Here is a 26,588-nt window from a genome sequence, read left to right as displayed (position 1 = left end):
CCGTCAATGACGGACACCTTTTTATGATAATGCGCGAGCATACGTTTTATTATTCGTGATGAGATCCGATTGCTCAACGATATCTTCCAAAATGGTTTGAGAAGAATGCTTTAAGTGAAGTTTTTTTATATTTTGTTTCATGGTTTCTAGTTTTTCTTCATCTTGCAGTAAGTTGGTCACAGATTCTAAAATGTCTTCATGTCTGTTGATGACAATGGCTGCACCATAATCTTCAAAGAAATGAGCATTTTCCTTTTCTTGTCCAGGGACAGGCTTGTAAAGAATGACTGGGACGCCGATTGCTGTTGCTTCTGTTAAAGTAATGCCGCCTGGCTTTGTGATCATACAATCTGTTACTCTGAACAATTCATCAATTTGTTCCACATATCCAAGCGCCTTCAATTGATCTGGATGTGCTTGTTCAAGATCGCTTAGTGATTGTTTCAGCGCTGCGTTCTTTCCGCATACAACAACAATTTGTACTTCACTGTCTAGAAGCAATGCTTCACATAATTCCTTGACATTTTTCAGTACACCATGAGCACCGGCCATAATCAGAAGAACTTTTTTGTTTGATGATAATCCATATTTTTTATAAATCTTCGATTTTGGCACGTCTGCTTCAAATTGTGGTCTAATAGGTATGCCTGTCACTTTGACATCGCTTGGATGTGTGCCGATTTCCACTAATTTTTGTTTCACATAATCGGTTGCAACATAGTACCGGTCGATGTTTTCATGTACCCAAATCTTATGAAGACAGAAATCTGTCATGACATTAAATGTCGGGATGACTTTTCCTGTTTTGTTCCGGTATTCAGGAACAACAATCATCGGGAATGTAATAATAATGATATCCGGATTGTGTAATTGAATAAGTTCATCAAGACGCTTATTTCCCATTTTTAAATAAATGTTAAATTTGCGTTTATTGTAAATTTTATCTACACCGTAATAAAACAAGCGATAAAATTGTTTCCCAATGGAAAAGCTCTTCAAGTATAAATATTGAGTCACTTCCGACACAATGGGATTTGATTCTTGATACAAATTAGAAACTACAACATGCTCAAATCCTTGGGATTTACACTCATCATACAGTGTTTTAGCCACCTGCATATGTCCATTTCCATAATTTGCGGTCAAGATTAATATTTTTTTATTGGTATTCAAGAATATTCACCTCAAATGTAATCAACAACAACAAAACTTCGTACGAAAACTATTAATCTCATAGGTCTACATATACATAAAGATAACATATAAACAACCAGAGCATATCATTCGTTACGAAAGAATTAAACTAATTTTAAAAAACAACAAGACTAAATTGATAATGGAAGACAGAGCCATTTGTATTTTAACACATTTTGGCCATTTATCATCAGACTACAGTCTATTTTATTCCCAAACGTATGGTGTTTCTTGATAAACATAATAATTGAGCCAATTCATAAACAGTAAAGTGGCATGGGCTTTCCATCGATTCACTGGGACTAATGTGTCACCATCTTCTATAAAATAGTGGACAGGTTTTTGGACTGTATCATCCTTCAACAAATCTCTTTCATATTCCTGCTTCAATGTGTCCGTATCATATTCAGGATGTCCAGTTAAAAATACTTGTTTATCATCATCTGAAACAATTAAACAAACACCCGCTTCTTCAGAGACACTCAATACTTTCAAATTCGGCGTATTTTTTAATTGTTCTGTATTAATATCTGTATGCCTCGAATGTGGGACATAGTATACTTCATCGAAACCTCTGACTAATCTTTCTTTTTTCTCTTTCACAAGATGCTCAAATACACCAAATTTTTTCTCAGCAAGCTTGATTTTCTCAATACCATAATGGTGATATAGGCCTGCCTGTGCACCCCAGCAAATGTGAAGAGTAGACGTCACATTCGTTTTACTCCAGTCTAAAATCTCCTGCAGTTCTTTCCAATAGGATACTTCTTCAAAAGCTAAATGCTCAATTGGTGCGCCGGTGATGATCATTCCATCAAATTTCTTATGGCGAATCGATTCAAAGGTCGTATAAAATTCATCTAGATGCTCTCTCGACGTATTCTTCGGTGTATGCGTACTTGGAATCAAAAACGTAAAGTACACTTGTAAAGGAGAATTTCCGAGCATTCTTAGCAGCTGCGTTTCAGTTTGTATTTTTTTTGGCATTAAATTTAAGATCACGATATTCAAAGGACGGATATCTTGATTGAATGCCCTTGTCTCATCCATGACGAAAATATTTTCGCTCTCTAGTATTTGTTTTGCCGGCAGATGAACTGGTATGTTAATAGGCAACTCGCCACCCCCTGAATCAAAGCTAATTTCACTTCATTATAGGAACTTTCTGGCGATATTTCAATGTTTCAATTATGTTACAATGAAAAACAGAGCAAAAACAAAGCTGTTTCTCGAAAAAAAGGAGGCCGTTTATTTATGATCACAAAGCATTTATCAGATATTGACATCGCCCAAAAGGCAAAGCTGAGACCTATTCAAGACATCGCAGCTAAGCTGCAAATACATGACGAAGAATTAGAATGCTATGGTTTCACAAAAGCGAAAATATCTTTGACTATTTTTGACCGTTTAAAAGAACAAAAAGAAGGACATGTGATTCTTGTCACATCCATCAACCCAACGCCAGCAGGTGAAGGGAAGTCCACCGTCACAGTCGGACTCGGCCAAGCCTTCGAAAAAATAGGGAAAAAAGCAATCATTGCAATGCGAGAGCCTTCATTAGGTCCTACAATGGGCATAAAAGGCGGTGCAGCAGGTGGAGGATATTCACAGGTGCTGCCAATGGAAGAAATCAATCTTCATTTCACAGGAGATTTTCATGCCATTACTTCTGCACATAATGCCTTATCTGCGTTTATTGATAACCATATCCATCACGGAAATGAACTTGGCATCGACGCGCGCCGCATTGTATGGAAGCGAGTGCTTGATTTAAACGATCGTGCATTAAGACAGGTCGTTGTCGGACTTGGTGGGCAGGTAAATGGGTATCCTAGAGAAGACGGGTTTGACATCACAGTTGCCTCCGAAATGATGGCCATCCTTTGTTTAGCAGAAGACTTAACCGACTTGAAAAAACGTCTTTCTTCTATTGTTGTTGCCTATAATCAAGACGGGGAGCCAGTCACTGTTGGCGCACTTGGATATGAAGGTGTTCTAACGTTACTTTTAAAAGACGCGCTCAAACCAAATCTTGTACAAACGATTGAAGGAACTCCGGCCCTCGTTCATGGCGGTCCTTTTGCCAATATTGCGCATGGGTGTAATAGTTTAATTGCGACTAAAATGGCGGCGAAATTAGCTGATTATGTCGTAACAGAAGCTGGATTTGGAGCAGATCTTGGAGCAGAAAAGTTCCTGCACATTAAAACAAGAGCTGGTGATTTCAAGCCTGGTGCAGTGGTCATTGTGGCGACAGTCAGAGCGTTAAAGATGCATGGCGGAATGAAGAAAACAGAACTCAAAGAAGAGAATGCACAAGCTGTATTAAAAGGTATACATAATTTAGAAAAGCATATTGAAACCGTCCAATCCTTCGGTCTTCCGTACATTGTCGCAGTTAACAGGTTTATCACTGATACAAAAGAAGAGATTCAAGCGATAGAAGATTGGTGCCACGCACATGGCCACCCAGTCAAGGCTGTGAATGTATGGGAAGAAGGAGGCGAAGGCGGCACAGCACTCGCCGAAGAGCTCGCAACACTTATTGAAAAGAAGAAGAACAGCTTTTCCTATTTGTATGAAGAGCATGATGCCATCGAAGAAAAATTATCTAAAGTTGCCAAAGTGGTTTACGGAGCAGACGGGGTCACACTCACTTCAAAAGCAAGAAAACAGCTGGCAGCCATCGAGGCAAACGGCTGGGGGCATTTACCGGTTTGTATGGCAAAAACGCAATATTCACTTTCGGATGATCCAGCTTTGATTGGGAGACCTAAGGGCTTCACCATTACGATTCGTGAGTTAAAACCATCTGTAGGAGCAGGATTTATTGTTGCTTTAACTGGAAGCATATTGACAATGCCTGGATTACCTAAAAAACCTGCTGCGCTCGAGATGGATTTATTAGAAGACGGCAGTGTGACAGGACTCTTTTAACCGGAAGCATAAAAAGCGATTTTATAAAAGAAGCATGTTACGATAGGAAAAAGTGAATCCTAGGAGGCTATGAGATGTCAATTTATGATATTCAGGTCAAGGCCATTAACGGTCAAGAAAAATCAATGGCAGATTATAAAGGAAAAATACTCATTATTGTCAACACAGCAAGCAAATGTGGACTAACTCCTCAATTTAAACAACTGCAAGAGCTATATGATCAATATCATGAAAAGGGCCTTGAAATTTTAGGATTTCCATGTAACCAATTTATGAACCAAGAACCAGAAGGAGAAGAAGCCATTCAAGAATTCTGTTCTTTGAATTATGGGGTGACCTTCCCTATGTTTGCAAAAGTAGATGTCAATGGTGACAATGCGCACCCGCTTTTCAAACATTTAACAAGTCATGCAAAAGGTGTACTTGGGACGAAAACAGTGAAATGGAATTTCACAAAATTTATCGTGGATCAAAACGGAGAAGTCACTGAGCGGTTCTCTCCGAAAACATCACCAAAAGAATTAGAAAGCTCCATCATCGCTCTTTTGGACAAATAAGGTGCTTACCGTCATGCAGAAAAAACAATTGGAGGCAGCTGCCTCCTTTGTTTCAGATCGGCTGAAATATGAACCTACTGGACACGATGCGGCTCATATTGATCGTGTGCGGCAGCTTGCCCGCCAAATTGCTAATCAGGAAGGCGGCTCTCTGTTTGTGATTGAAATGGCAGCGATTGTTCATGATGTCATTGATGAAAAGCTGCCGGGTGAATGGCAGCTTTCACCAAAGCGGCTTGAGCTTCAGCTCCTTTCTTGGGAAGTTCATACGCGGGATATTCGTTATATCATGGACATCATTACAACGATGTCTTTTCGACATCGACATAAGCAGAATAGACCAATAACGTTAGAAGGGGCTATTGTTCAAGATGCAGATCGTCTCGATGCGATAGGAGCAACCGGTATTGCGAGGGTGTTTACGTATGCAGGCGCAAAAGGGGAACCCCACTATTCAAAGGGCAGGCAGCAGGGCTCCGTGCTAAAACATATGGAAGAAAAACTGCTCAAATTAAAAGACTTCATGAACACTCGTACAGGAAAGCTGCTTGCTGAGGAGCGGCACGATTTGATGAGCTTATTTATCAAGACATGGAAAGAAGAATGCGGCCTTACAGATGAGTTGGGTCTTTATGTGTGTAAGGAGGATGTATAGATGAAAATAACAGCGATAGAACCGACGCCAAGTCCAAATACGATGAAGGTCATTTTGACAGAAGCACTTGCCGGCGGTAAAAGCAACAATTACAAAAAGGATCAAAAAGACGAAGCGCCAGAGATGATCAAGCGCATTTTGAACATTGAAGGTGTAAAAGGTGTTTATCATGTCGCAGATTTCTTAGCTGTTGAGCGCAATGCAAAGTATGACTGGCAGGGCATTTTGCAGCAGGTCAGAGAAGCCTTTGGTCAAGAATCAGAAGGCCTTCAGGAAGGATCGCAGTCTGGCGGTGACACATTTGGCGAAGTCAAAGTGTTTGTCCAAATGTTTAATGGGATTCCGATGCAAGTCAAATTAACAGACGGTGAAAGAGAAGAGCGGTTCGGCATGCCTGAACGCTTCCAAGCAGCTATTTTAAAGCTCAGAAGCAGTTCAGACAATGTCGTATTTGAACGTGTGTGGAAAGAACATGGCGTTCGTTTTGGTGACTTTGCAGATATCGGTCAGGAAGTCACAGAAGAGCTGCAAGCAGCCTATGATGATGAGCGTTTAGCACGCTTAACAGAGGCAGTCAAAGAAGGTCAAGAAGCTGTAGATCGACAAGTGAACCGAAAGGCATATGATGTAACCGAAGATATGCTGCACGAGGAAGATTGGAAAAAGCGTTTTGCCCATCTAGAGCAAATGCAGCCAGAGCAAAAGGATATACCTGTTTTAATGAAAGCAATGGAAGACCCAAAAACATCCATTCGCAGACAAGCCGTTGTGAATGCTGGAATGATTGAAGATCCTGCTATTCTGCCTATTTTATATAAAGGGCTTAAAGATAAAACAGTGACGGTCCGCAGAACCGCTGGAGACTGCATTTCAGACCTTGGTGACCCGAACGCTATAGAAGCAATGATTGAAGCATTAAAGGATCCGAGTAAGCTTGTCCGCTGGCGTGCAGCGATGTTTCTTTATGAAGAAGGTGACGAAACAGCACTTGACGCATTAAAAGAAGCTGAACAAGACCCTGAATTTGAAGTCAGCCTTCAAGTGAAAATGGCGATTGAGCGCATTGAGCACGGAGAAGAAGCGAAAGGTTCAGTATGGAAGCAAATGACAGAAAGCAGAAAAAATGCATCAGAATGATGAGACATTTGAACAAGCTGCCAATGATAGGCAGCTTGTTTTTCTTAAAGTCATAGACAGAAAAATTTTTTCAGAAAAATTATTTTGAATATTGTTGAAATATACGAAAAAACTCTATATAGTAGTACCAATATAGAATATTGGAGGTCAGATTTTATGACACGAACCTTGCTGAGCGCTAGCTTCAGCAGCCATGTTGGTCATCAGTCATTCATCGGTGGTTAAATAAACAGAAAATTTGTAAAATAAAATCAACTCAAAATCATACAGTCAACAAGACTTGTAGTATAGGAGGCTTTTTAAACAGATGGCAGAACTACGTAGTAATATGATTAAACAAGGAATTGACAGAGCACCTCACCGAAGCTTACTAAGAGCGGCGGGGGTAAAGGATGAGGACTTCGGCAAGCCATTTATTGCTGTATGTAATTCCTATATTGATATTGTCCCAGGACATGTCCATCTTCAGGAATTCGGAAAGATTGTGAAAGAAGCCATTCGTGAAGCTGGCGGAGTCCCATTTGAATTCAATACAATTGGGGTCGATGATGGAATTGCGATGGGGCATATCGGGATGAGATATTCATTACCAAGCCGTGAAATCATCGCTGACTCTGTCGAAACCGTTGTATCTGCTCACTGGTTTGATGGCATGGTTTGTATTCCTAACTGCGATAAAATTACACCAGGGATGATGATGGCAGCGATGCGTGTCAATATTCCAACGGTCTTTGTCAGCGGTGGACCGATGGAAGCGGGTAGAACAAGTGATGGCAGAAAAATTTCTCTTTCTTCTGTATTTGAAGGCGTTGGTGCATACCAGTCAGGTAAAATTAACGAAGAGGAATTAAATGAATTAGAACAGTTTGGCTGTCCGACCTGCGGATCTTGTTCAGGAATGTTTACAGCAAACTCAATGAACTGTTTAGCAGAGGCACTTGGAATTGCTCTTCCTGGGAATGGCACAATTTTGGCGACATCACCAGAGCGAAGAGAATTTGCGAAAAAGTCAGCAAAACAACTAATGGAGCTCATTAAAAAGGATATTAAACCACGTGATATTGTAACTGAAAAAGCAATTGATAACGCATTTGCATTAGATATGGCACTTGGTGGGTCAACGAATACAGTTCTTCACACACTGGCGATTGCAAATGAAGCAGGTGTTGAATATTCACTTGAACGTATCAATGAAGTAGCAGAGCGTGTGCCTCATTTATCAAAACTTGCGCCAGCTTCGGATGTTTATATTGAGGATTTACATGAAGCAGGCGGCGTCACAGCTGCGCTAAATGAATTGTCCAAAAAAGAAGGTGCACTTCATTTAGATACAATGACCGTCACCGCGAAAACGCTTGGTGAGAACATAGCAGGTCATGAGGTTAAGGACTATAACGTCATTTATCCAATCGACAAACCATTTACTGAAAAGGGCGGCTTAGCCGTTTTATTTGGAAACCTTGCGCCAGATGGAGCCATTATTAAAACGGGCGGGGTACAAGATGGGATCACACGTCACGAAGGGCCTGCGATCGTATTTGAATCCCAAGAAGAAGCTCTTGAAGGCATCATTAATAGAAAAGTAGAAGCAGGACATGTTGTTATCATTCGCTATGAAGGACCTAAAGGCGGACCTGGTATGCCAGAAATGCTTGCTCCTACTTCACAAATTGTCGGGATGGGACTTGGACCAAAGGTTGCTTTAATTACGGACGGACGTTTTTCCGGCGCTTCACGCGGCTTGTCTATCGGACACGTCTCTCCTGAAGCAGCTGAGGGCGGCCCGCTTGCCTTTGTTGAAAATGGTGACCATGTCGTCGTCGATATTGAACAGCGCATTTTAAGCGTCGATGTTCCAGAAGAAGAATGGGAAAAACGAAAAGCGAACTGGAAAGGCTTTGAACCAAAAGTGAAAACTGGCTATCTTGCTAGATATTCAAAACTTGTGACATCAGCCAATACAGGCGGAATCATGAAAATTTAATCTGAAATAGAACATTTGAAAATTGGCTCTCTCTATAGTATCCTTTATTCACAACATAAGGATTTTAGAGGGGGCTTTTTTATGTCAATGGCATATGAAGAATATATGCGCCAGCTCGTTGTGCCAATGCGCCAAGAGCTGACAAGTGCAGGATTTCAAGAACTGACGACGGAAGAAGAAGTAGAACAAACCATGCAAGAGGCTGAAGGAACAACATTTGTTGTTGTTAATTCTGTATGCGGCTGTGCTGCAGGATTAGCGCGCCCAGCAGCGACTCAAGCTGTAATGAAGGCAGAAAAAGCGCCAGACAAAATCGTCACAGTATTTGCTGGGCAGGACCGGGAAGCCACGGCAAAAATGAGAGAATATTTCACAGGTGAAGAGCCATCATCTCCTTCTATGGCCCTTTTAAAAGGAAATGAACTCGTTCATTTTATCCCGCGTGACGAAATTGAAGGTCATGAAATGGAAGATATCATGAAAAATGTCTTAACTGCATTCGAAAAACATTGCTAATACACGTGTTGAAATGCCCTGTAACTAGATCAGGGCATTTTTTCTTGATCATGATGGAGGAACGATATGCTCATTACAACAAGCTTTAGAGCAAATGAACAAACGATTGAAACAGCGAAGGGTCTTGCAGAGGATTTACATGGTGAGTATGTAGAAAGACGCAAACAATCCGTCAAGCAGCTTGCGGTGAAACGAGGAGATGTCCTTGTTGTCGGGAAAGAAAGATTTGAATGGTATCAGCCAAATGGTGAAAAGTTCTTCTTTCATCCAAGCTCAGCGATGTTCAGGGTGAAGCGGCTCTTGCGCGGAGAAAAGGATCCTTTAATTGAAGCAGCACAGCTAAAGCCGGGCGATTCCTTTTTAGATTGCACACTTGGCTTAGGGTCTGATGCGATAACTGCAAGCTGTGCGTTAGGCAGGAAGGGAAGGGTCGTCGGTATTGAAAAGAATCCCATTACGGCATTACTAGTGCGAGAAGGACTGAATACATGGGAGACGGGAATAGAGGAAGCTGATGAAGCGATGAAACGGATTTCTGTTATCAGTGGAGACAGTATCGAGCAGCTAAAGAAGTATCCTGACTGTTCATTTGATATCGTCTATTTTGACCCCATGTTTGAGGAAACGATTCAAGAATCTACAAGTATAGCGCCGCTGCGTCATGCGGCAGAGCACGACTTTGATCACGAATCAGCCGTGCAAGAAGCATTAAGGGTGGCAAGAAAAAGAGTGGTGTTAAAAGATCATTGGAAAAGCACACGATTTAAAGCGGACTCTTACAAATTTCATGTCATCAAACGAAAAACAGCCCAATTTCATTATGGGTATATCGAGAAAGAAAAAAGCCCTCACTAAGGGCTTTTAATCCGTAATTTCCATATAGACAAAATAAAACAGTGTCAGCAAGGAAGCTGTGATGAAAAAGCCTTCAAGCATACCCATTCCTCCCAAATTTTAGTTGCCTGTACTGTTATTGTAAACGTTTTATTATGAAAAAGAAAGTCTCAAATCAGTGACCAAATTGAATGACTGAAAATTCATTATATGCTAGAATAGCAGTATGATAACTTATGGAAGGAATTAGATATCATGAAGATGTGGATGAGAAAAACGCTTGTTGCGCTCTTTACAATTGCAACTTTTGGTTTGGTTTCTCCTCCGTCGGCTTTGATGACAGACAAGCCATCTGAACTTTCTTCACCTGATAAAACGCCTTATACAGCGGTTTATGATACATCAGATGAATTACGCAGCTGGGAACGATCGCAAGAGGCAAGCGAAGAGCAGGTAGACCCCTTTGAGCAATATAAGGAAGAGGTTCTATCAAGTGCAGAAAATCAATCCTTTCTCAAATTCGGCCGTAAAATCACGCCTGTCATTGAAGACGAGTACAGAGAAGAGATTCAACCGAAAATTGAACAAGTGTTAACCGATGTTTTAACAAATTTCAAAGATGACGAAAAATTTCAAGATGTTGTGTTAACTGATCAGCCTTCAAGCGGAAATGGCGAAAAAATCTTTCACATCTACAATCGGAAGACTGGAGAAGATTTGCTCCGTTTTCATGTGAGAAGAGATCAGCCGCCACACAGCGGATATTGGTTTAACTTTCACTACCATACAGCAGAAGATGGATTCCAGACGCATCATGAACTCGGTAATATTTACTGGGACAAAAACACCCCGCCGAGCTGGATGAGCCACTAGAAGGAGATGTCATGCCAATTGAAAAAATATACAATGAACGAAATGGTGCAGATTACAAAACAAATGTTAAACGAACGTGGAGTGAAAATTGAAGATATTGCACATATTGTGCTAAAGCTTCAAGAAAAATACCATCCAAACCTTCCACTTAGTGTCTGTGTTGAAAATGTTGAGAAAGTGTTGAATAAAAGGGAAATTGTCCATGCAGTTTTAACAGGACTTGCCCTTGACCAGCTGGCTGAACAAAAGCTATTGCCAGAACCTTTGCAGCACTTAGTTGAAACAGATGAGCCGCTATATGGAATTGATGAGATTATTCCGCTTTCCATTGTCAATGTATATGGATCAATCGGTTTGACGAACTTCGGTTATTTAGATAAAGAGAAATTTGGCATTATCAGGGAATTAGATGAAGGTCGCCCAGGTGAAGTGCATACTTTCCTTGATGACCTTGTCGCCGCGCTAGCTGCAGCAGCAGCTAGTCGTATTGCTCACTCACACCAAGATATTAAGGACGAAGAGCAGGATCGAGTGAATCAAGTATAAAAAGAAAAACATGTCTGCTCCTCATGCAGGCATGTTTTTTTGGTTTAAACAAAAGCAGAAATAAGGTAAACTACAACAAGAACATAAATAAAGGATGAAAAAAATGAAACAATACAAAGAGTTATGCCGTCATGTATTACAGCACGGGGATGAAAAAGGTGACAGAACGGGAACAGGCACAATCAGCACTTTCGGTTACCAGATGAGATTTGATTTGCAGGAAGGATTTCCACTTTTAACAACAAAGAAATTGCACCTGAAATCAATTATTCATGAGTTACTGTGGTTTTTAAAAGGTGATACAAATGTCAAATATCTTCAGGAAAATGGTGTCCGTATTTGGAACGAATGGGCAGATGAAAATGGCGAACTGGGCCGTGTGTACGGGGCGCAGTGGCGATCTTGGGCTAGTGGGGATGGTGAGACTGTAGATCAGATCACAAAGCTGATCCATGATATCGAGCATAATCCGAATTCAAGAAGACTGATCGTCAGCGCTTGGAACCCGGGTGAAATTGATCAAATGGCGCTGCCGCCATGCCATTGTCTGTTTCAATTTTACGTATCAAATGGGAAGCTTTCCTGCCAGCTCTATCAAAGATCGGCAGATATCTTTTTAGGCGTCCCATTTAATATTGCTTCATATGCTCTTCTTACGATGATGATTGCCAAAGTCACAAATCTTGAGCCAGGAGAGTTTGTTCATACGCTAGGAGATGCACATATTTATCAGAATCATCTTCCGCAGGTGAACATGCAGCTAGAGCGCGAGGAACGCACGCTTCCGCAGCTTCGCATCGCAAGAGATGTGAAGAGCATTTTCGACTTCACGTTCGATGATTTTGTACTTGAGAACTATGATCCGCATCCGCATATCAAAGGAGAAGTCAGTGTATGATTTCGATGATTGTGGCGACAGGAAAAGACAGAGTCATTGGTCAAGATAATCAAATGCCCTGGCATTTACCAGCTGATTTAGCGTATTTTAAGAAGGTCACAGGCGGCCATACGATTGTCATGGGCAGAAAAACGTTTGAATCCATTGGACGAGCGCTACCTAACCGCCGTAATATCGTGCTCACAACAAGTTCTTCTTTTGAAGCAGAAGGATGTGAGGTTGTCCATTCCATTGCTGATATTTTGGCAATTGGAAAAAGCGAGACAGAGTTATTTATCATCGGCGGGTCTAAGCTGTATGAAGAAATGATGCCATATGCGGATCGTCTATATATTACGCATATTCATCATGCGTTTGAAGGAGACCGCTACTTTCCTGATTACGATGAAAACGAATGGACGGTTGTATCACGCGAAAAAGGCCATCGTGACGAAAAGAACCCCTACAATTATGAATTTGTCGTTTATGACAAAAAAGGATAAATGAGTAGGAGGAGTACGGTTGTTTCGTTATTGGTTTTTAACGATTTATGTTGTTGTATCCCTTTTTAAAAGTATGAGGCATTTGCATGCCCATGAATTAACTGATCCGCGCATTTCCTATACGAAACGAATGCATCTCATTCATGAGCATGCAAAAAGGTTTGCCAGGGGCTGTATTGATCAGTCAGGATCAGTCATGACCATTCACCAGCAAAAGAAGCTGCCGGATGGACCCGTTATTTATTTCACACAGGCACTGAATCCAGCCACAACGGCATTATTGATTGGTCACCTTGAGAAACCATTTGCTTTCATGGCAAAGCCGAATCTTTTTCGATATCCTATTTTAAAACAATGGCTGAAGAAGATGGCGGTTATTCATCAGAATCAATCTGATGATGCCTTATTAGAAGAAGCAAAGGAAAAAATCTTATCTGGGCAGAGTGTATTGCTTTCAGAAGCACAGCGTCACATAGCAGAGGCACTTGGTGAAGATTGTGATTGTCCGCTTGTACCGATTGAAACAAGTGGAACGGATCGTCTATTAACTGGGAAAGTCGTGAAAAGACTGCACCCTGTGAATGTTGATATTCATATTAAAGCACCTGTCATGATGAGCGATTACGCCCAAAAGCGCGCATAGAAAAACCAGCATCCACTTTCGGATGCTGGTTTTTTTCATGCAGCAGGAATGTTCACACAGTAGAAAAGAATACAGAAGAACATGGATGCACTGCCGCCTAGAACAAAGCTGTGCCAAATCGCATGATGATAGGGGATCTTCCGCCAAATATAAAAGATGGTTCCGGCTGAATACAATAGACCGCCTAACAGTAAGAGGCCAAACCCTGGGCCTGTTAACCCAATGTAAAGTGGTTTGATGGCAATGATAATCATCCAGCCCATTAATAAATAAACAAGGGTGGACACAATGATAAACCGTTTGACGAAAAAGATTTTAAAGACAATTCCGCCAGCAGCAAGAGCCCATACAATCGCAAGAAGCGTATAGCCGAGTGCGCCTTTTAATGGTCCTAGTAAAAAAGGCGTGTAGGTACCAGCAATCAATACATAAATAGCCGAGTGATCGAGGATTTCAAATACATCTTTTGTTTTTTTGTGCCGAATGCTATGAAGCAAGGTCGAGCTTAAATAGAGCAGCAGCATAGATGCGCCAAATATTGAAAAGCTTACGATCTCTGTGACAGTGCCGTATTGAACAGCGAATAACACAAGAAAAACAATGGCTGGTATGGATAAAATAACGCCTATGCCATGTGTAATGGAGTTTGCAATTTCTTCTTTTACAGTAAACAATGGATGTCCTCCTTTTATTGAACCGGTATATAACCATCAAGTGACTTCAGGAATGAAAGACCTTCAAGAGTAATCTTCGTGCCGGCCCTGCCCTTTCCTTTCGTCACGTATGCTTTTTTCTCAAGGTCATCTAATCGGCTTCTTACCTGCTGAGGGGTCAGCGGGCTGTCGCCTTGCTTGCTTAATTCAGACAAGATGCGTCTGCTGGCTGCTTCACCTTTCTCATTGAGAGATTTAATGGCTTCCAGTAGGAAAACAAACTCTTGTTTTTCCATTAAAGTGAGCTGATGTTCTTCTTTTTTTCCTTTTACCTCCGGCGAAAGAGGGGTTAATACAAAAGGCGGCAGGTGATGTAAAAATACCGTTTGCCCTTCGAGAATGACTGCAGCATAATGAACGATATTTTTGAGTTCCTGCACGTTTCCTTCAAACGGATACTCCTGCAAGGTTTCCCAAACACTTGGATCAATATCAGGCGCCATGCTCAGCTCCTGAAAGAAAGCAGTTGTTAACACAGGAATATCTGTTTTTCGATCTGCTAATGACGGTAAAGGTAAATGGAAAACGTTTAAGCGATAAAACAGCTCAGGTAAAAAGGTAGATGAAACCCTCAATGCCTCTATTGATAAAGACGAAGTGGCAATGATTTTTGTTGCAGGAGAGCTTTCTAGAAAACGAATGACCTGATGCTGCATAGGAATACTTAATGCGGCAATTTCGTCTAAATAAAGAATTTGACGTTTTTTTTCAGTGAAGGCTTTTTGCAAGGTATCTTCATCTAGGATGGGACAATATAGATGTGTCAGTGAAGCGTTTGGAGCCGATGCATGAGCAATTTCATGGGCAAAGCGTGTTTTGCCTGTGCCAATTTCTCCTGTGATCAAGACCGGCTGCTCGTGTTTTGTGAATTGATTTGCCAGGTGAATGGCACGCTTCATTTCTTGGTGCTCTCCATATATAGACGTAAACGAATGTGTGGTCATCGGGTGATTCCTTTCTTTGTGGTTCTAATTGGTTCAATTGTAACACCCAATAAAACCAAATGTACAGAGAAACGAAAAAGTTTATGAAATTTATGCTTGATCTATGATCTATTGGTTTATTTTTTGAATATTCATGTTATAATGACAAATTAAATAAGGTTAAAGAGAAAGGATCTTGTACATGAAACCGTTGCTCAAAGAAAACACGCTAATTCAAGTGAAAGACATTTTAAAGGCCCATCAAAATTTGAAGGATGTAGTCATTCATACACCTCTTCAAAAAAATGAGCGACTTTCTGAACGATATGAATGTAATGTCTACTTAAAAAGAGAGGATCTTCAAGTAGTTCGTTCCTTTAAATTAAGAGGCGCTTTTAATAAAATGAGCCAGCTTCCAAAAGATAAACTAAAAAACGGCATTGTTTGTGCAAGTGCAGGAAATCACGCACAAGGTGTTGCCTATTCTTGTAAATATCTAGGTATCCACGGAAAAATCTTTATGCCTGCTACGACACCAAGGCAAAAAGTATCTCAAGTAGAGCTTTTCGGAAAAGAATATGTTGAAATTATCTTAACCGGAGATACGTTTGATGATTCATATCATGAAGCAGTGAAATGTGGAGATGAAGAAAAGCGTGAGTTTATCCATCCGTTTGATGATTTGGATGTGATGGCAGGACAAGGAACGACTGCTGTAGAAATATTAAATGATATCGAAGTGGAGCCTCACTTTTTATTTGCAAGTGTTGGAGGTGGCGGTCTGTTATCTGGTGTTGGTACATATATCAAAAATATCGCCCCAGAAACTGAAATCATTGCCGTCGAACCGCTTGGCGCAGCTTCACTCCATGCTTCCCATGAAAAGGGCAAGGTTGTGACACTTGATTCCATTGATAAGTTTGTAGACGGAGCAGCGGTTCAGCGGATTGGCGAAAAGACGTTTACATCGCTACAATCTGTTGTCGATAAAATTAGTCTTGTACCTGAGGGGAAAGTATGTACAACCATTTTAGAGCTTTATAATCAATGTGCGATTGTAGCAGAGCCGGCAGGCGCACTTCCGATCGCAGCGCTGGATGCCCATCGCGAGGAGATTAAAGGGAAAAATGTTGTCTGTATTGTCAGTGGAGGAAATAATGACATTGGCAGAATGCAGGAAATCAAAGAACGGTCGATGATCTATGAAGGGCTACAACATTATTTCATTGTCAATTTTCCGCAAAGAGCAGGTGCGCTTCGGGAGTTTTTAGATGAAGTATTAGGGCCAAATGATGATATCTCCCGCTTTGAATATACGAAAAAGAATAACCGAAGCAAAGGACCGGCGCTTGTTGGCATCGAATTGAAAGAAAGAGATGACTATGCGGCGCTCATTGAACGGATGAATAAAAAAGGATTCCATTATGTTGAAGTGAATAAAGATCAAGATTTATTCCACCTATTTATTTAGGCGTAACAGAACATTGGAAAAGAGGATTGATCGTTTGTGCTGCTCAAAACAATATGTTTTAGACGGATGGATGGAGCTCAGATCAAGGTAACAGAAGTTCCTGTACTAAAGGGAGATGAGCCGTATCGTTTCATGCTCACCTTTAGACTTGAAGCTTTCTTGAAAAAAGTCTATGTATCTAAAGGAAAGAGAGCTGTGTACTCTTTCAGAGAGGATGTGAAACGTAACGTCAAGTGGAGCACATATGAGCAGATCTATCAGGAGCCTACACTGAAACACAATGCGTAAAAAAGGAATCTTTGTCAAAGGGAGTGAGCGGCTGTTTTAAAATGGCTGCTGCTCAGATTTGGCAAGGATTTTTTTCATGCAAACAAGCAAATGTGACAATTTCAAAAACGTTCTGACAGTTGTTTTCAAGTACGCACGAAATAAGGTAATATCATAAGTAAAGACTAAGACAGCAAGGATGAGACGATAGTGAAACAAATTAAAATTGTAACAGATTCTACTGTGGATCTTCCGCAAGAAAAAATCAATGATCTTTCAATTCACGTGATTCCGCTCAATATCTCCATTTCTGGGGTTGATTATATTGACCGAGTGAATATACAGCCAGATGAATTTATCGAAAAAATGGAGGCCGCTGAAGAATTGCCGAAAACGTCTCAACCTGCGATCGGTCAATTCGTCGAATTATATGAAAAACTAACGGCAGATGGAAGCGAAGTCATTAGTATCCATTTAACGGGCGGAATGAGTGGTACAGTTCAAACTGCTGAAAGCGCTTCGAAAATGGTAGACGGAAACATCACCGTGATTGATTCAAACTTTATTTCCTATGGATTAGGGTTTCAAGTCACCAAAGCAGCCGAACTTGCACAAAATGGTGCAAGCCGTGAAGATATTATCAAAGAAATGGATAAAATCCGTCTTGAAACAAAGCTATTTGTCACAATCGATACATTAGAAAATCTCGTGAAAGGTGGAAGAATTGGGAGAGGGAAGGCGCTGATCGGCTCACTTCTTCACATCAAACCAATTGCCAGCTTAACAGACGGGGTATATACGCCTGAAGCGAATGTGAGAAGCTATTCTGCTCTTGTCCGCTATTTAACCAAACAGTATGTACAGGCGGTGAAAGGAAAAACAGTTCAAGCCATTGGGATAGCGCATGCAGATGCATTAGAACTCGCTGAAAAGCTCAAATCAGCGCTGCTTGATCATACACCTGAAGCACTTGTTGACATCGCCTACACAACACCGATTATTTCGTGTCACACTGGAAAAGGCGCAATAGGCTTTACTTTTTATACCGATTGACTTGAAAAAGGGGATGGACGTACCGTGCTTAAAAAAAGGAGAGCCTTACTTGGTGCGCTTATGATCATAAGCGTGCTTCTTTTAGTCTCATGTTCAAATGGACAAATCAAAGATGCGTTAAATTATCAAATACAGCCGTTTGAATATGAAAATCAGGATGGGAAAAAGGTGTCATTAGATGATTTGAAGGGGAAAGTATGGGTGGCAGATTTTATTTTCACAAGCTGTGAAACGATCTGTCCGCCGATGACTGCACATATGACAGAGCTGCAAAAACGGTTAAAAGAAGAAAAATTGGATGCACATATCATTTCCTTTAGCGTGGACCCGGAGGTAGACTCACCGAAAAAGCTAAAAGAATTTGCAAAAGCATATCCTTTATCCTTTAAAAATTGGGATTTCCTCACTGGCTATTCACAGTCTGCGATCGAAAAATTCGCAATGAAAAGCTTTAAAACCATTGTGAAGAAACCCGAAGATGAAGACCAAGTGATCCATCAGTCATTGTTTTTCCTAGTTGATCAAGAAGGAAAAGTGATGAAAAATTATGATGGTGTACAAAACACGCCATATGATGACATCATCAAGGACATCAAAACGCTGATCCGAAGCTAGCATAAAGATGTTCAAATGAGCAAAAACATGATACACTTTTTTAATCAGAAAAAGGAGGGACATCATCGTTTGAAGGCTCGTTTGATTTTGATTGTGATGTCTCTAGCTTTTGTTCTTTCTGCATGTTCCGCACAAGAGGCTGGCATAAAGGATAAACTAGAAGACACACAAAACGTAAAAGAACATATTACGATCGCAGCGGTTGGAGATTCCTTAACAGAAGGAATCGGAGATCAACAAAAAAAAGGATATGCAGGCATAACCCGTGACAAGTTAGAAGCGGTGGACGGCGTGCAATCTGTCACATTAAAAAACTATGCCATTAAAGGCAGTAGAACGGTAGATTTATTAAAAAGATTAAAAGAAAAAAAGGTGCAAGACGGTCTGAAAGATGCTGACTATATTTTCTTTACGATCGGCGGCAATGACTTAATGCATGTCGTCCGTCAAAATGTGCTCAATTTGACGTTTGCTCCTTTTCAAAAAGAGCAGGGTCCTTTTGAGGAGCGCTTTAAAACCATTCTTGCTCAACTGAGAGAACATAATGACCACGCGAAGATCATGTATGTAAGCATGTATAATCCTTTTAAATTCAGTCTCACTGAGCTGAAAGACATTGATGAAGTCGTCAAAGACTGGAATGCCGTCGCCAAAAAAGAACTGAAAAAAGACGGCAATGCTGATATGGTCAATGTAGCAGATTTATTTGAGGAAGATTCTGATGAAAAATTACTGGCAGATGATGATTTCCACCCAAACCAAAAGGGATACTCTCTTATGGCAAATCGTTTATTCTCCAAAGTGAAAAAAGAAGGACTGCCGAAGGAATAGGGTGAACGTATGAAAAAGTGGAAAAGCTTATTTTTTATTTTACTTGCAATCAATCTATTGATTGTACTTGCCTGCGGTATTTTGATGTTGCTGCCAGGCGGTCAATCCGCTTCAACTAAAGAATTGAAAAGTGAGTATTCTTTTAATATATCTAGCTCAAAGGAATCACTCACCAGCTTTATCAATGATTACTTGAAAAATCAAGGGTCAAGTGATATGCCAGACTTTCATGTGGCGATCGATCAAGATGTGAAAGTAACAGGCGCCATAAAGGCTTTCTCTTCGACGATTGATGCTAACGTCTCATTTACGCCAACTGTCGAAGATAATGGTGATGTGCTTTTGAAAGTGGATGGCCTTTCAATTGGACAATTGAGCATTCCGATTAGTTTTGTACTAAGCTACATGGGTCAGTTCTATGAACTGCCAGAATTCGTTCATGTGAAACCGGATCAAAAAACGGTTGAAGTGCGCCTTTCAGAAATGCCACTGACGAATGATATGTATGTGAAAGCAAACAAAATTGATCTAGAGAACGATGAAATTGAGTTCTCATATTATCATCCAAAGCAATAGAAAGTAAGTCAGGAGTGAAATCATGAAGCGAGTCTATCAATATTTTAGTTTACTGTCGTTTTTATTTGCTGCATACTTTGGCATTACAGCTGCCACTGATTTAAGAGCAGAAAATATCGATCAGTTTTACTTAAATATTGCCTATTGTGCATTATTTCTAGGTATCATGATTCTTGCTTTTGATTTTCAAAAGCAAGAAAAAGCTGAAGATGTCTCGTAAAGAGCCTTTCCTCTATGGAAAAGGCTCTTTTTTATCTTTGCTGAGACAAGACCACCTTCGCCATAAGCTCTGGCTCTCCATTAGCAAATCCATGAAGCAGAATGAGGTATGCCCGGTTTGCTTGCAGATGAACTTTTGGGATATCAAGCAGTATGCTTTGAGTGCCGGCGGCTTTCAATTCAAAATGATATTTATTCGGGGAGAAATGATGAATGTGAGTGCTGTTTACATAGTGAAGCTCCTTTGCTAACACCCCTTGATCACGTTCATATATATCAATGGAAGGAAGGTCTGGAGAAAGGTGGACAAAGGTAAGAGCTGACAGGTCCTCGTGTTGAATCAGAGGGTCTTGCCGCTCTGTCAGCAGCGCAAAACCTGCATGTGCACCCGTGATACATAGGGTGTAAATCTCGTCACGTTTAATTATCATACGAGAATGAAGAACTCTTTGTTTTGTAGCTAGCTTGAACACTTCTATCTCATACATTCCCTCATCCCACTCCATATAGGCTGTTAACTGGCTGTAAGGCATTTTTTTCAAGACCTCATTCCGGTTCACATAAACAGCAAGCTCACTAAGATCTGGGGCAGCGTGAAAGAGCCGAATAAAGGCTTTGGATGAAACGCTGCTTTGAGGATGCTCGAAACCCGCAGCGAGTGAACGGTATAGATAGTCATGATAAAAGAGCTGCTGCATGTATCAATCCCTACTTTCTCATGCGATGGTGTTTTTTGTAGCGTATGCATGAAAAAGGTGATCTGTATAGGCAAACGAAGCATAGAAAAAAGCCTGACGTTTTCCGTCAGGCCCGCATGTTAAGAAGGAGAAGAATATTGATGATATTCAGCTAGCTTAATGAACGTTTTTTCATCCTCAATGAGACCACAAACACCGCACTGAACTTTTATTTGTGGACCTTGATAGCTCATGTGAAAAGGAGAAAGCTGCTCTCCATCGTATCTTTCGACAACTGCTCCGGTCGCAGGGTCAAGTTTCACAGGTTCTGAAAGCTGCTCAATCAGATTAAAGCGCGTTCTGTTCGTTTTACAGTTTGGACAAAGATAAGGGCTTGTCATGGTTTATTCCACCTCTTTTTATCTGTAGCATGTCCAGTGCGCTAAATTCTATGCTTAATCCTTTTGACTTTTATCCAGCTTTTTAAATAATTTGATCATTGTTTTCAGTTCTTCGTCATCGAATGACTCAAATCGCTCCATAAAGTATTCTGTTTTCTTTTTCTCAAAATGCTCAGTAATTTCCTTACCCTTATCGGTTAAGTGGATTTTGATGATGCGGCGATCCTCTTTAGAACGGATACGGGTGATCCAGCCCTTTTCTACGAGTGTGTCGGTCACAGCTGTGATATGGCTTGCTGACACCCCTAGAATGGACGCAAATTCCGTTACTTTTTTTGCACCTTGCTCACGAAGCAGATTTAAAATGAGAAATTCATTCCGAGATAATTCGTTTTCGAGCAGGCTGTTAATCTCATAACGGATCTGCTTAAATACGGTTCTCAGTAAAGTATCCATTTCATACATCATTTTTTTTCTTTGTTCCAATCATTAAACCCCCATTATATTTTAAAATACGACAAAATGCTTTTTGATCATTTAGATAGACAAGTCGTATCATTTTCATTATTTTTCATCATGTTATAATATGATGATACCATTTTTTAAATGAAGGGGGCACTAATATGTCTGAAAAACAAGAATTAGCCACATTTGCAGGAGGCTGTTTCTGGTGTATGGTTAAACCTTTTGATGAACAGCCGGGCATTATCAAAGTTGAATCAGGGTATACTGGCGGACATACAGTGAATCCGACCTATGAAGAAGTATGTACTAATACAACTGGACATAGAGAAGCGGTTCAAATTACGTTTGATCCAGACGTTTTCCCGTATGAAAAGCTATTAGAACTGTATTGGCAGCAAATTGACCCAACAGATGATGGCGGGCAGTTTGGTGATAGAGGAGAGTCCTACCGCACAGGTATTTATGTTCATCATGACGAGCAAAGAAAGCTTGCAGAGGCATCGAAAGAGAAGCTGAACGAAAGCGGTACTTTCCAAAAGCCAATTGTGACAGAAATATTAGATGCTGCTCCTTTTTATCCCGCAGAGGAGTATCATCAGCACTATTATAAAAAGAACAAAATGCACTATGAACGATATCATGTCGGTTCTGGCAGAGCGGGTTTTATTGAGTCCCATTGGAGTGATAAATCATGACAAACGATAAAGAAAAACGATTAAAAGAATTAAACCGAATGCAGTACGAAGTCACACAAAATAATGGCACTGAGCCGCCATTTCAAAATGAATTTTGGGATCATAAAGAAGAAGGTATTTATGTAGATATCATCTCAGGCAAGCCGCTTTTTTCTTCTTTAGATAAGTTTGATGCCCATTGCGGCTGGCCGAGTTTCACAAAGCCGCTTGAAGATGAAGAAGTAGCGGAGAAGGTGGATAAAAGCCATGGGATGGTGCGGACAGAGGTGCGCAGCAAGACAGCTGATTCTCATCTAGGTCATGTATTTCCTGATGGACCAGGACCAAATGGTCTTCGGTATTGTATTAACTCAGCCGCTTTGAAGTTTATTCCAAAAGATGATCTTGAAAAAGAAGGCTATGGGGATTTGAAACATCTCTTTGATTGATCTATTGAAAAATCGTCACATGGAAAGCATCTGCTTCCGTGTGACGATTTTTTATTTTTTATGATGCGTGTGATGTAATTGTTCAATGATGTGAAATAGCTTTTCTTTTGTAATGAGAGGCGCTTCATTAGATGTGTAATTGGTTAAGTCGACTTTTTGAAAGGCAGGATGCCGTTTTGGTCTTGGTAAAATGGCATAAAATTGTTCATGCTCAAATAGTGTATCTGCTTCGTGCGGAAATGTAAGCTCTTCGTGAAGCTTTTCTCCAGGTCTTTTCCCGACAACGAGAATTTCCGGAGATGCGACATTGATTTGAGCAGCATATTCATGAAACGCTTTTAAGAGATCAGCAAGCTGTAATGACTCCATCTTGAGAATGAACGTTTCGCCGCCTTTCATCATGATGGCTGCTTGAAGTGTGAGGGAGACAGCCTCTTCGATGGACATAAAAAAACGTGTCATATGAGGATCAGTTACGGTCAAAGGTTTTTCATTTAACAACTGCTGGAGCATGATGGGAATGACGGAACCTCTTGATCCAAGCACATTGCCAAAACGCACAGAGCAAAACATTGTTTTTTGGTTCGGAATACTTTCGTTTGCTTGGAAAAATAGTTTTTCTGAAATTAATTTTGTTGCACCCATGGCATTTGTCGGAGAAACAGCTTTGTCAGTGGAGATGTTGACAACATGACTGACTTCATGTTCAATCGCAGCCTCAATGACGTGCTGCCCGCCGATAATATTTGTTTGTACGGCTTCAAACGGATTGTCTTCACAAGTAGGTACTTGTTTTAAGGCGGCTGCATGAAAGATGATATCAACGCCTTTGACGAGCTGTCTCACGCGGCTTGCATCTCGCACATCCCCTAAAGCGAAGACAACTTCTGGGTGATCTGTATACTCATTTTTCATCATGTATTGTTTGCTGTCATCTTTGCTGAAGACGATAATCTTCTTTGGAAAGCATGCTGTTAATTTTTTCACAATTTGACGGCCGATTGAACCTGTACCGCCTGTGACTAATATCGTTTTGTCACGAAAAAAAGCCTTCAAATTCTTTTCTATCTTTTTGGACATATCTAATCCCCCAACTCTCATTTCTCTACTTTGCATCATATGTGAAAGAGTGGTATCCGTTTGAGGAAAAGAACCACTTTCTATATAAATTAGGTGAACACATTATAACCATCTGCTTGACGTCTTAATAGAATATGGAGAGATAAGAGAATAAGTAGAAAAACGAGAGACCTGAATACTTCATTACTGCGATCAGCTCAGGAGAAAATGAAGAGAGCTGCGCGCGAGGGGAGAAGGGGAATATATGTATAGGGGAAATCGTATTTTAGCCTTGATACCAGCTTTTAGAAGCAGGCGCGATCAGCATGATGAACATATCCGCATATTGGCGGAGCGGCCGCTCATCTATTGGACCATTCAGCCGTTACTACAAATGATTGAGTTAGACGAAATCATCGTCTCTACAGAGGATGTCAATACGCAAATCATTTCTTCTCACTACGGAGCCCGTGTGATTGAACTGCCAGACAGTCATGTAACAGAACAAACACCGTCACTCATAGCAGTGAAGCATGCGCTTGCTTATTTAGAGCGTGAAGGGAAGACCTTTGATATTGTTCTCTATTTGCATCCATCGTCTCCTTTAAGACAGCCGGAAGATATAGAGAAATGCTTGCAGCTTCTAGTAGAAGGAAGTTATGACTGCATGGCATCTTTTACAGAGGCGCTAGAAAACCCAAATGAGACATGGACATTGCATGAGAATAATGAAGCCACTTTATATAAGGACAATCATTACTTTTTCATGCCAAAGAAAGAGCAGCCATATACGTATGGTCGTTTAAATGGAGCAGTGTATGCTTTTCATGTTCCATATGCAAAGGAATGCATTCATTCCTTTTTAGAAGGATCTGTTGGAGCGTATATCATGGAACCCCAAAAATCACTTGTGGTGAAACAGGAAGAAGATCTTGAGAAAGCGGAGAAAGTTTTATTGGCTCGCAGAGATGCGGAGGATTAGGCATAAGAAAAATTTTAACGAGAAAAGCGCCCATTCATAGGGCGCTTTTTACGATCTCATAAAGTCTGTGTGGAAATGTCTCAAATGTATTCCAGGAAACGACTTGTTCGTAATTGTTTCGTGCGATTGCTTTTCTTTTCTCGGCATTTGATCCATAATATTCAACCTGCTTCAGCATATCGTCCTCATTTTTATAAAAAGCGAAGCTTGAAAAAGCTTGAGGCGGTTGTAGATCCGTCAATTGAAAACTTCCAGCTGCAGCGATATCAAACGCTCTGTTGTTCAGGCTTACATTTTGAATCATGGCTTTGTTTTTGTTATAGGCAAATTGTGCCGGTCTATGCGGATTAAGAACAATCGCTGATTGTTGATAGATGTCCGCCATTTGCTGAGGGCTTAGCCAATTGGTCAATAATGTGAGATCTCGATATTGTCTTCGTGACTTATTTAAATGACGATGCCATTCCTTACCTGCAACGAGAATCTGCCATTTTTTCTGTTGTAAAAGTGTATCAATGGCTTTCATACGGTTGGGGTAAGGGTAGCCAATGAGTGCGATGTCGTAGATGCACATCTTTTCAGCCGATTCGTTTCTTTGAAAAATACGTGTATTTGCCGGAATGGGAAAGTAGTGGGCGTGACCTATGCCCAATTCCTTGTAAAATGGCAAAGCTCCTTCATCAATCGTTAATATGAGCCGCGCATCACGCGTGCAAGCAGCTGACACATCTGTATAAAAAGGATCTTCTGTCATCCATAAAACGATCGGAATCTTTTCTTGTTTGAATTGATGAAGCACTTCACTCGGAACTTGATCACCGATCATCATCAAAACAAAATCCGGAGAAAATGTCCGGATTTTGTGCATGTGAGCGGGTAGAGATTCTCGGTCAATTTTTACACATGAAAAGGGAGAATCAATGAAGCTCTTTTCTACCCATTGATCAAACATGTGATAGATTCCGCCGTAGCCAGAGCTGATATAAAGAAGCTTCATGATGGCCCTCTCACATTAAGACGTGAACGTAACACTTTCAACTTTATCTACATCTAGTAAAGTCGTTGCAGAGCCTGTTGGTGTGACTGAGCTTTCTTGTGTAACAAAGACAACACCTGTTGACGCATCGAATGATACGAATTGAACTGGCCCGATTAAGTCTCCTGAATCAGTGACAATGCTAATGACGGTTCCTGGTGTAAGTCTTGCAAAAATCCATCTTGCTGGCTGCGATACATCGAGTGTTGTAGCAGAATCTGAAGGTGATGCCTCGGCTGCCACTTCACTTAGTAAATCATTCAATTTTTCTTCCATTTGAACCCCTCCTTCTTCAAGATTAACTGTTAATGCACGAGTAAGTGGTTTGAAAAACACTTTCAATAGTTCTTTTTTTAATTCGGCACGCTTGTCGCTCATTTTTTCCCCATCCTTTCTTCATCAATTCAAACTCACCCCTATGTATATGCCGTTCATTTTTTTTGGTATAAGCAGAACGCTGATTCCTTGCCCTTTTTATCATTTAATCACTTCACACATTTTAAAAAATGTTTTCAAATGTTGAGGCTAAATGAAGTAAATCTCATACTCTAGTAAAGATTAAATGCGAAGAGAGAGGGATTATGAATGGAATTTGAACAATTATTAAATGGTTGGAACGAAGAATTACTAGAAGCAGAAGGAGTACTTGAAGTCATCTTGATTTTACTTCTTCTTCGTCTATTAGAAGAAAGTGAGGAAGAGAGTGTGTCAGACATCAAAGAATTACTTCGTCCGTGGCTGGAGCTTGGGATTCCGCTGCCACGTGTTCATTTGGTCAATGGAGATGTCCTTCAAAACGTAGTTGTTGTGCAGCTCTTTGATACAGTAGCGGTCTTTAAAAACGCGACTAATCAGCTAAGAGTGAATGTTCCTTACGTGAGCATCGTCAGCTGGGGGGCTTTTTAATCTAATTAAAAAGGA

General features: G+C 40.7%; 33 protein-coding genes. 23 read left to right on the top strand and 10 right to left on the bottom strand.

Features of this window, described 5'->3' with window-relative positions; translation table 11 throughout:
• Positions 1–21: 21 nt before the first annotated feature.
• Both MHH68_RS09860 and metA read right to left on the bottom strand, forming a co-directional pair.
• A complete protein-coding gene (locus MHH68_RS09860; protein ID WP_058014858.1) occupies positions 22–1,173 on the bottom strand; it encodes a diglucosyl diacylglycerol synthase in 1,152 nt (383 codons plus the stop codon).
• A 228-nt stretch (positions 1,174–1,401) separates the two neighbouring features.
• On the bottom strand, positions 1,402–2,310 hold the full coding sequence (metA, locus tag MHH68_RS09855; protein ID WP_058014859.1) for a homoserine O-succinyltransferase: 909 nt from the start codon (positions 2,308–2,310) through the stop codon (positions 1,402–1,404).
• A 138-nt stretch (positions 2,311–2,448) separates the two neighbouring features.
• Between metA and MHH68_RS09850 the strand changes: the two genes are divergently transcribed.
• The 12 genes from MHH68_RS09850 (at position 2,449) to MHH68_RS09795 (ending at position 13,256) form a co-directional block, all read left to right on the top strand.
• Positions 2,449–4,131, top strand: a complete 1,683-nt coding sequence (locus MHH68_RS09850; protein WP_058014860.1) for a formate--tetrahydrofolate ligase — start codon at positions 2,449–2,451, stop codon at positions 4,129–4,131.
• Positions 4,132–4,205: 74 nt separating this feature from the next.
• Entirely contained in the window at positions 4,206–4,688 is a 483-nt protein-coding gene (locus MHH68_RS09845) for a glutathione peroxidase (RefSeq protein ID WP_339162860.1), read from the top strand.
• A 13-nt stretch (positions 4,689–4,701) separates the two neighbouring features.
• Positions 4,702–5,343: an HD domain-containing protein gene (locus MHH68_RS09840; protein ID WP_058014862.1), complete on the top strand. Its 642-nt coding sequence runs from the start codon at positions 4,702–4,704 to the stop codon at positions 5,341–5,343.
• Entirely contained in the window at positions 5,344–6,480 is a 1,137-nt protein-coding gene (locus MHH68_RS09835) for a conserved virulence factor C family protein (RefSeq protein WP_169057129.1), read from the top strand.
• Between the two features lie 307 nt (positions 6,481–6,787).
• Entirely contained in the window at positions 6,788–8,464 is a 1,677-nt protein-coding gene (gene ilvD / locus MHH68_RS09830) for a dihydroxy-acid dehydratase (protein ID WP_012010311.1), read from the top strand.
• 81 nt (positions 8,465–8,545) lie between these two features.
• Positions 8,546–8,980: a BrxA/BrxB family bacilliredoxin gene (locus MHH68_RS09825; protein WP_003215999.1), complete on the top strand. Its 435-nt coding sequence runs from the start codon at positions 8,546–8,548 to the stop codon at positions 8,978–8,980.
• A 66-nt stretch (positions 8,981–9,046) separates the two neighbouring features.
• Complete coding sequence (locus MHH68_RS09820; protein ID WP_339162858.1) at positions 9,047–9,835, top strand: class I SAM-dependent methyltransferase; 789 nt, start codon at positions 9,047–9,049, stop codon at positions 9,833–9,835.
• A 234-nt stretch (positions 9,836–10,069) separates the two neighbouring features.
• Positions 10,070–10,687 carry a YpjP family protein gene (locus MHH68_RS09815; protein WP_058014865.1) on the top strand — a complete coding sequence of 206 codons (618 nt, stop codon included), beginning with the start codon at positions 10,070–10,072 and terminating at the stop codon, positions 10,685–10,687.
• A gap of 18 nt (positions 10,688–10,705) precedes the next feature.
• Positions 10,706–11,233 carry a phosphatidylglycerophosphatase A gene (locus tag MHH68_RS09810; RefSeq protein WP_339162855.1) on the top strand — a complete coding sequence of 176 codons (528 nt, stop codon included), beginning with the start codon at positions 10,706–10,708 and terminating at the stop codon, positions 11,231–11,233.
• Between the two features lie 103 nt (positions 11,234–11,336).
• Positions 11,337–12,131 carry a thymidylate synthase gene (locus tag MHH68_RS09805; protein ID WP_339162853.1) on the top strand — a complete coding sequence of 265 codons (795 nt, stop codon included), beginning with the start codon at positions 11,337–11,339 and terminating at the stop codon, positions 12,129–12,131.
• Complete coding sequence (gene folA / locus MHH68_RS09800; protein WP_058014868.1) at positions 12,128–12,613, top strand: type 3 dihydrofolate reductase; 486 nt, start codon at positions 12,128–12,130, stop codon at positions 12,611–12,613. The genes MHH68_RS09805 and folA overlap by 4 nt, the downstream gene beginning before the upstream one ends.
• A gap of 19 nt (positions 12,614–12,632) precedes the next feature.
• Positions 12,633–13,256, top strand: coding sequence for a 1-acyl-sn-glycerol-3-phosphate acyltransferase (locus MHH68_RS09795; protein ID WP_339162851.1), 624 nt, complete (start codon positions 12,633–12,635; stop codon positions 13,254–13,256).
• 35 nt (positions 13,257–13,291) lie between these two features.
• Here MHH68_RS09795 and MHH68_RS09790 read toward each other — a convergent pair whose 3' ends face one another.
• Entirely contained in the window at positions 13,292–13,930 is a 639-nt protein-coding gene (locus MHH68_RS09790; RefSeq protein ID WP_339162849.1) for a hemolysin III family protein, read from the bottom strand.
• A gap of 14 nt (positions 13,931–13,944) precedes the next feature.
• Positions 13,945–14,913 (bottom strand): sigma 54-interacting transcriptional regulator, encoded by a 969-nt coding sequence (locus MHH68_RS09785; RefSeq protein ID WP_339162848.1) that lies wholly within the window; start codon positions 14,911–14,913, stop codon positions 13,945–13,947.
• Between the two features lie 181 nt (positions 14,914–15,094).
• Here MHH68_RS09785 and ilvA point away from each other — a divergent pair, with 181 nt between their 5' ends.
• The 7 genes from ilvA (at position 15,095) to ypmT (ending at position 19,925) form a co-directional block, all read left to right on the top strand.
• On the top strand, positions 15,095–16,363 hold the full coding sequence (ilvA, locus tag MHH68_RS09780) for a threonine ammonia-lyase IlvA (RefSeq protein ID WP_003215464.1): 1,269 nt from the start codon (positions 15,095–15,097) through the stop codon (positions 16,361–16,363).
• Between the two features lie 36 nt (positions 16,364–16,399).
• Entirely contained in the window at positions 16,400–16,651 is a 252-nt protein-coding gene (locus tag MHH68_RS09775) for a YpmP family protein (RefSeq protein WP_003215729.1), read from the top strand.
• Between the two features lie 189 nt (positions 16,652–16,840).
• On the top strand, positions 16,841–17,683 hold the full coding sequence (locus MHH68_RS09770; protein ID WP_012010299.1) for a DegV family protein: 843 nt from the start codon (positions 16,841–16,843) through the stop codon (positions 17,681–17,683).
• Positions 17,684–17,743: 60 nt separating this feature from the next.
• Positions 17,744–18,298 (top strand): SCO family protein, encoded by a 555-nt coding sequence (locus tag MHH68_RS09765; RefSeq protein ID WP_058014966.1) that lies wholly within the window; start codon positions 17,744–17,746, stop codon positions 18,296–18,298.
• Positions 18,299–18,367: 69 nt separating this feature from the next.
• Positions 18,368–19,129, top strand: coding sequence for an SGNH/GDSL hydrolase family protein (locus tag MHH68_RS09760; protein ID WP_058014873.1), 762 nt, complete (start codon positions 18,368–18,370; stop codon positions 19,127–19,129).
• Between the two features lie 9 nt (positions 19,130–19,138).
• Positions 19,139–19,705, top strand: a complete 567-nt coding sequence (locus MHH68_RS09755; RefSeq protein WP_044141181.1) for a YpmS family protein — start codon at positions 19,139–19,141, stop codon at positions 19,703–19,705.
• A gap of 22 nt (positions 19,706–19,727) precedes the next feature.
• The gene (gene ypmT / locus MHH68_RS09750) at positions 19,728–19,925 is read left to right on the top strand and encodes a protein YpmT (RefSeq protein WP_012010295.1); all 198 of its coding nucleotides are present in this window, start codon (positions 19,728–19,730) and stop codon (positions 19,923–19,925) included.
• 31 nt (positions 19,926–19,956) lie between these two features.
• On the opposite strand, the gene MHH68_RS09745 is transcribed toward ypmT, so the two are convergent.
• From MHH68_RS09745 to MHH68_RS09735, 3 genes are all read right to left on the bottom strand, one after another.
• The gene (locus tag MHH68_RS09745) at positions 19,957–20,622 is read right to left on the bottom strand and encodes a DUF4397 domain-containing protein (protein WP_058014875.1); all 666 of its coding nucleotides are present in this window, start codon (positions 20,620–20,622) and stop codon (positions 19,957–19,959) included.
• A 119-nt stretch (positions 20,623–20,741) separates the two neighbouring features.
• Positions 20,742–21,002 (bottom strand): hypothetical protein, encoded by a 261-nt coding sequence (locus MHH68_RS09740; protein WP_061408261.1) that lies wholly within the window; start codon positions 21,000–21,002, stop codon positions 20,742–20,744.
• Positions 21,003–21,056: 54 nt separating this feature from the next.
• Positions 21,057–21,488: a MarR family transcriptional regulator gene (locus tag MHH68_RS09735; protein WP_012010292.1), complete on the bottom strand. Its 432-nt coding sequence runs from the start codon at positions 21,486–21,488 to the stop codon at positions 21,057–21,059.
• A gap of 137 nt (positions 21,489–21,625) precedes the next feature.
• Here MHH68_RS09735 and msrA point away from each other — a divergent pair, with 137 nt between their 5' ends.
• Both msrA and msrB read left to right on the top strand, forming a co-directional pair.
• On the top strand, positions 21,626–22,162 hold the full coding sequence (msrA, locus tag MHH68_RS09730; protein WP_044141185.1) for a peptide-methionine (S)-S-oxide reductase MsrA: 537 nt from the start codon (positions 21,626–21,628) through the stop codon (positions 22,160–22,162).
• A complete protein-coding gene (gene msrB / locus MHH68_RS09725; protein WP_012010290.1) occupies positions 22,159–22,590 on the top strand; it encodes a peptide-methionine (R)-S-oxide reductase MsrB in 432 nt (143 codons plus the stop codon). Before msrA ends, msrB begins: the two co-directional genes overlap by 4 nt.
• A gap of 51 nt (positions 22,591–22,641) precedes the next feature.
• Here msrB and MHH68_RS09720 read toward each other — a convergent pair whose 3' ends face one another.
• Entirely contained in the window at positions 22,642–23,670 is a 1,029-nt protein-coding gene (locus MHH68_RS09720; RefSeq protein ID WP_061408258.1) for an SDR family NAD(P)-dependent oxidoreductase, read from the bottom strand.
• A gap of 244 nt (positions 23,671–23,914) precedes the next feature.
• Here MHH68_RS09720 and MHH68_RS09715 point away from each other — a divergent pair, with 244 nt between their 5' ends.
• Complete coding sequence (locus tag MHH68_RS09715) at positions 23,915–24,631, top strand: acylneuraminate cytidylyltransferase (protein ID WP_339162841.1); 717 nt, start codon at positions 23,915–23,917, stop codon at positions 24,629–24,631.
• 34 nt (positions 24,632–24,665) lie between these two features.
• Here MHH68_RS09715 and MHH68_RS09710 read toward each other — a convergent pair whose 3' ends face one another.
• Positions 24,666–25,628 carry a DUF3880 domain-containing protein gene (locus MHH68_RS09710; protein ID WP_061408253.1) on the bottom strand — a complete coding sequence of 321 codons (963 nt, stop codon included), beginning with the start codon at positions 25,626–25,628 and terminating at the stop codon, positions 24,666–24,668.
• 15 nt (positions 25,629–25,643) lie between these two features.
• Positions 25,644–26,045, bottom strand: coding sequence for a hypothetical protein (locus tag MHH68_RS09705; RefSeq protein WP_058014881.1), 402 nt, complete (start codon positions 26,043–26,045; stop codon positions 25,644–25,646).
• A 207-nt stretch (positions 26,046–26,252) separates the two neighbouring features.
• Between MHH68_RS09705 and cgeC the strand changes: the two genes are divergently transcribed.
• Entirely contained in the window at positions 26,253–26,573 is a 321-nt protein-coding gene (gene cgeC, locus MHH68_RS09700) for a spore maturation protein CgeC (RefSeq protein WP_058014882.1), read from the top strand.
• Positions 26,574–26,588: the final 15 nt, after the last annotated feature.

Origin of the sequence: Bacillus sp. FSL K6-2841 (genome assembly GCF_037976435.1) — a bacterium.
GTDB lineage: Bacteria > Bacillota > Bacilli > Bacillales > Bacillaceae > Bacillus > Bacillus pumilus.
Note: the sequence above shows the minus strand (reverse complement) of the source record. Positions and strands in the feature narration are given on the sequence as shown.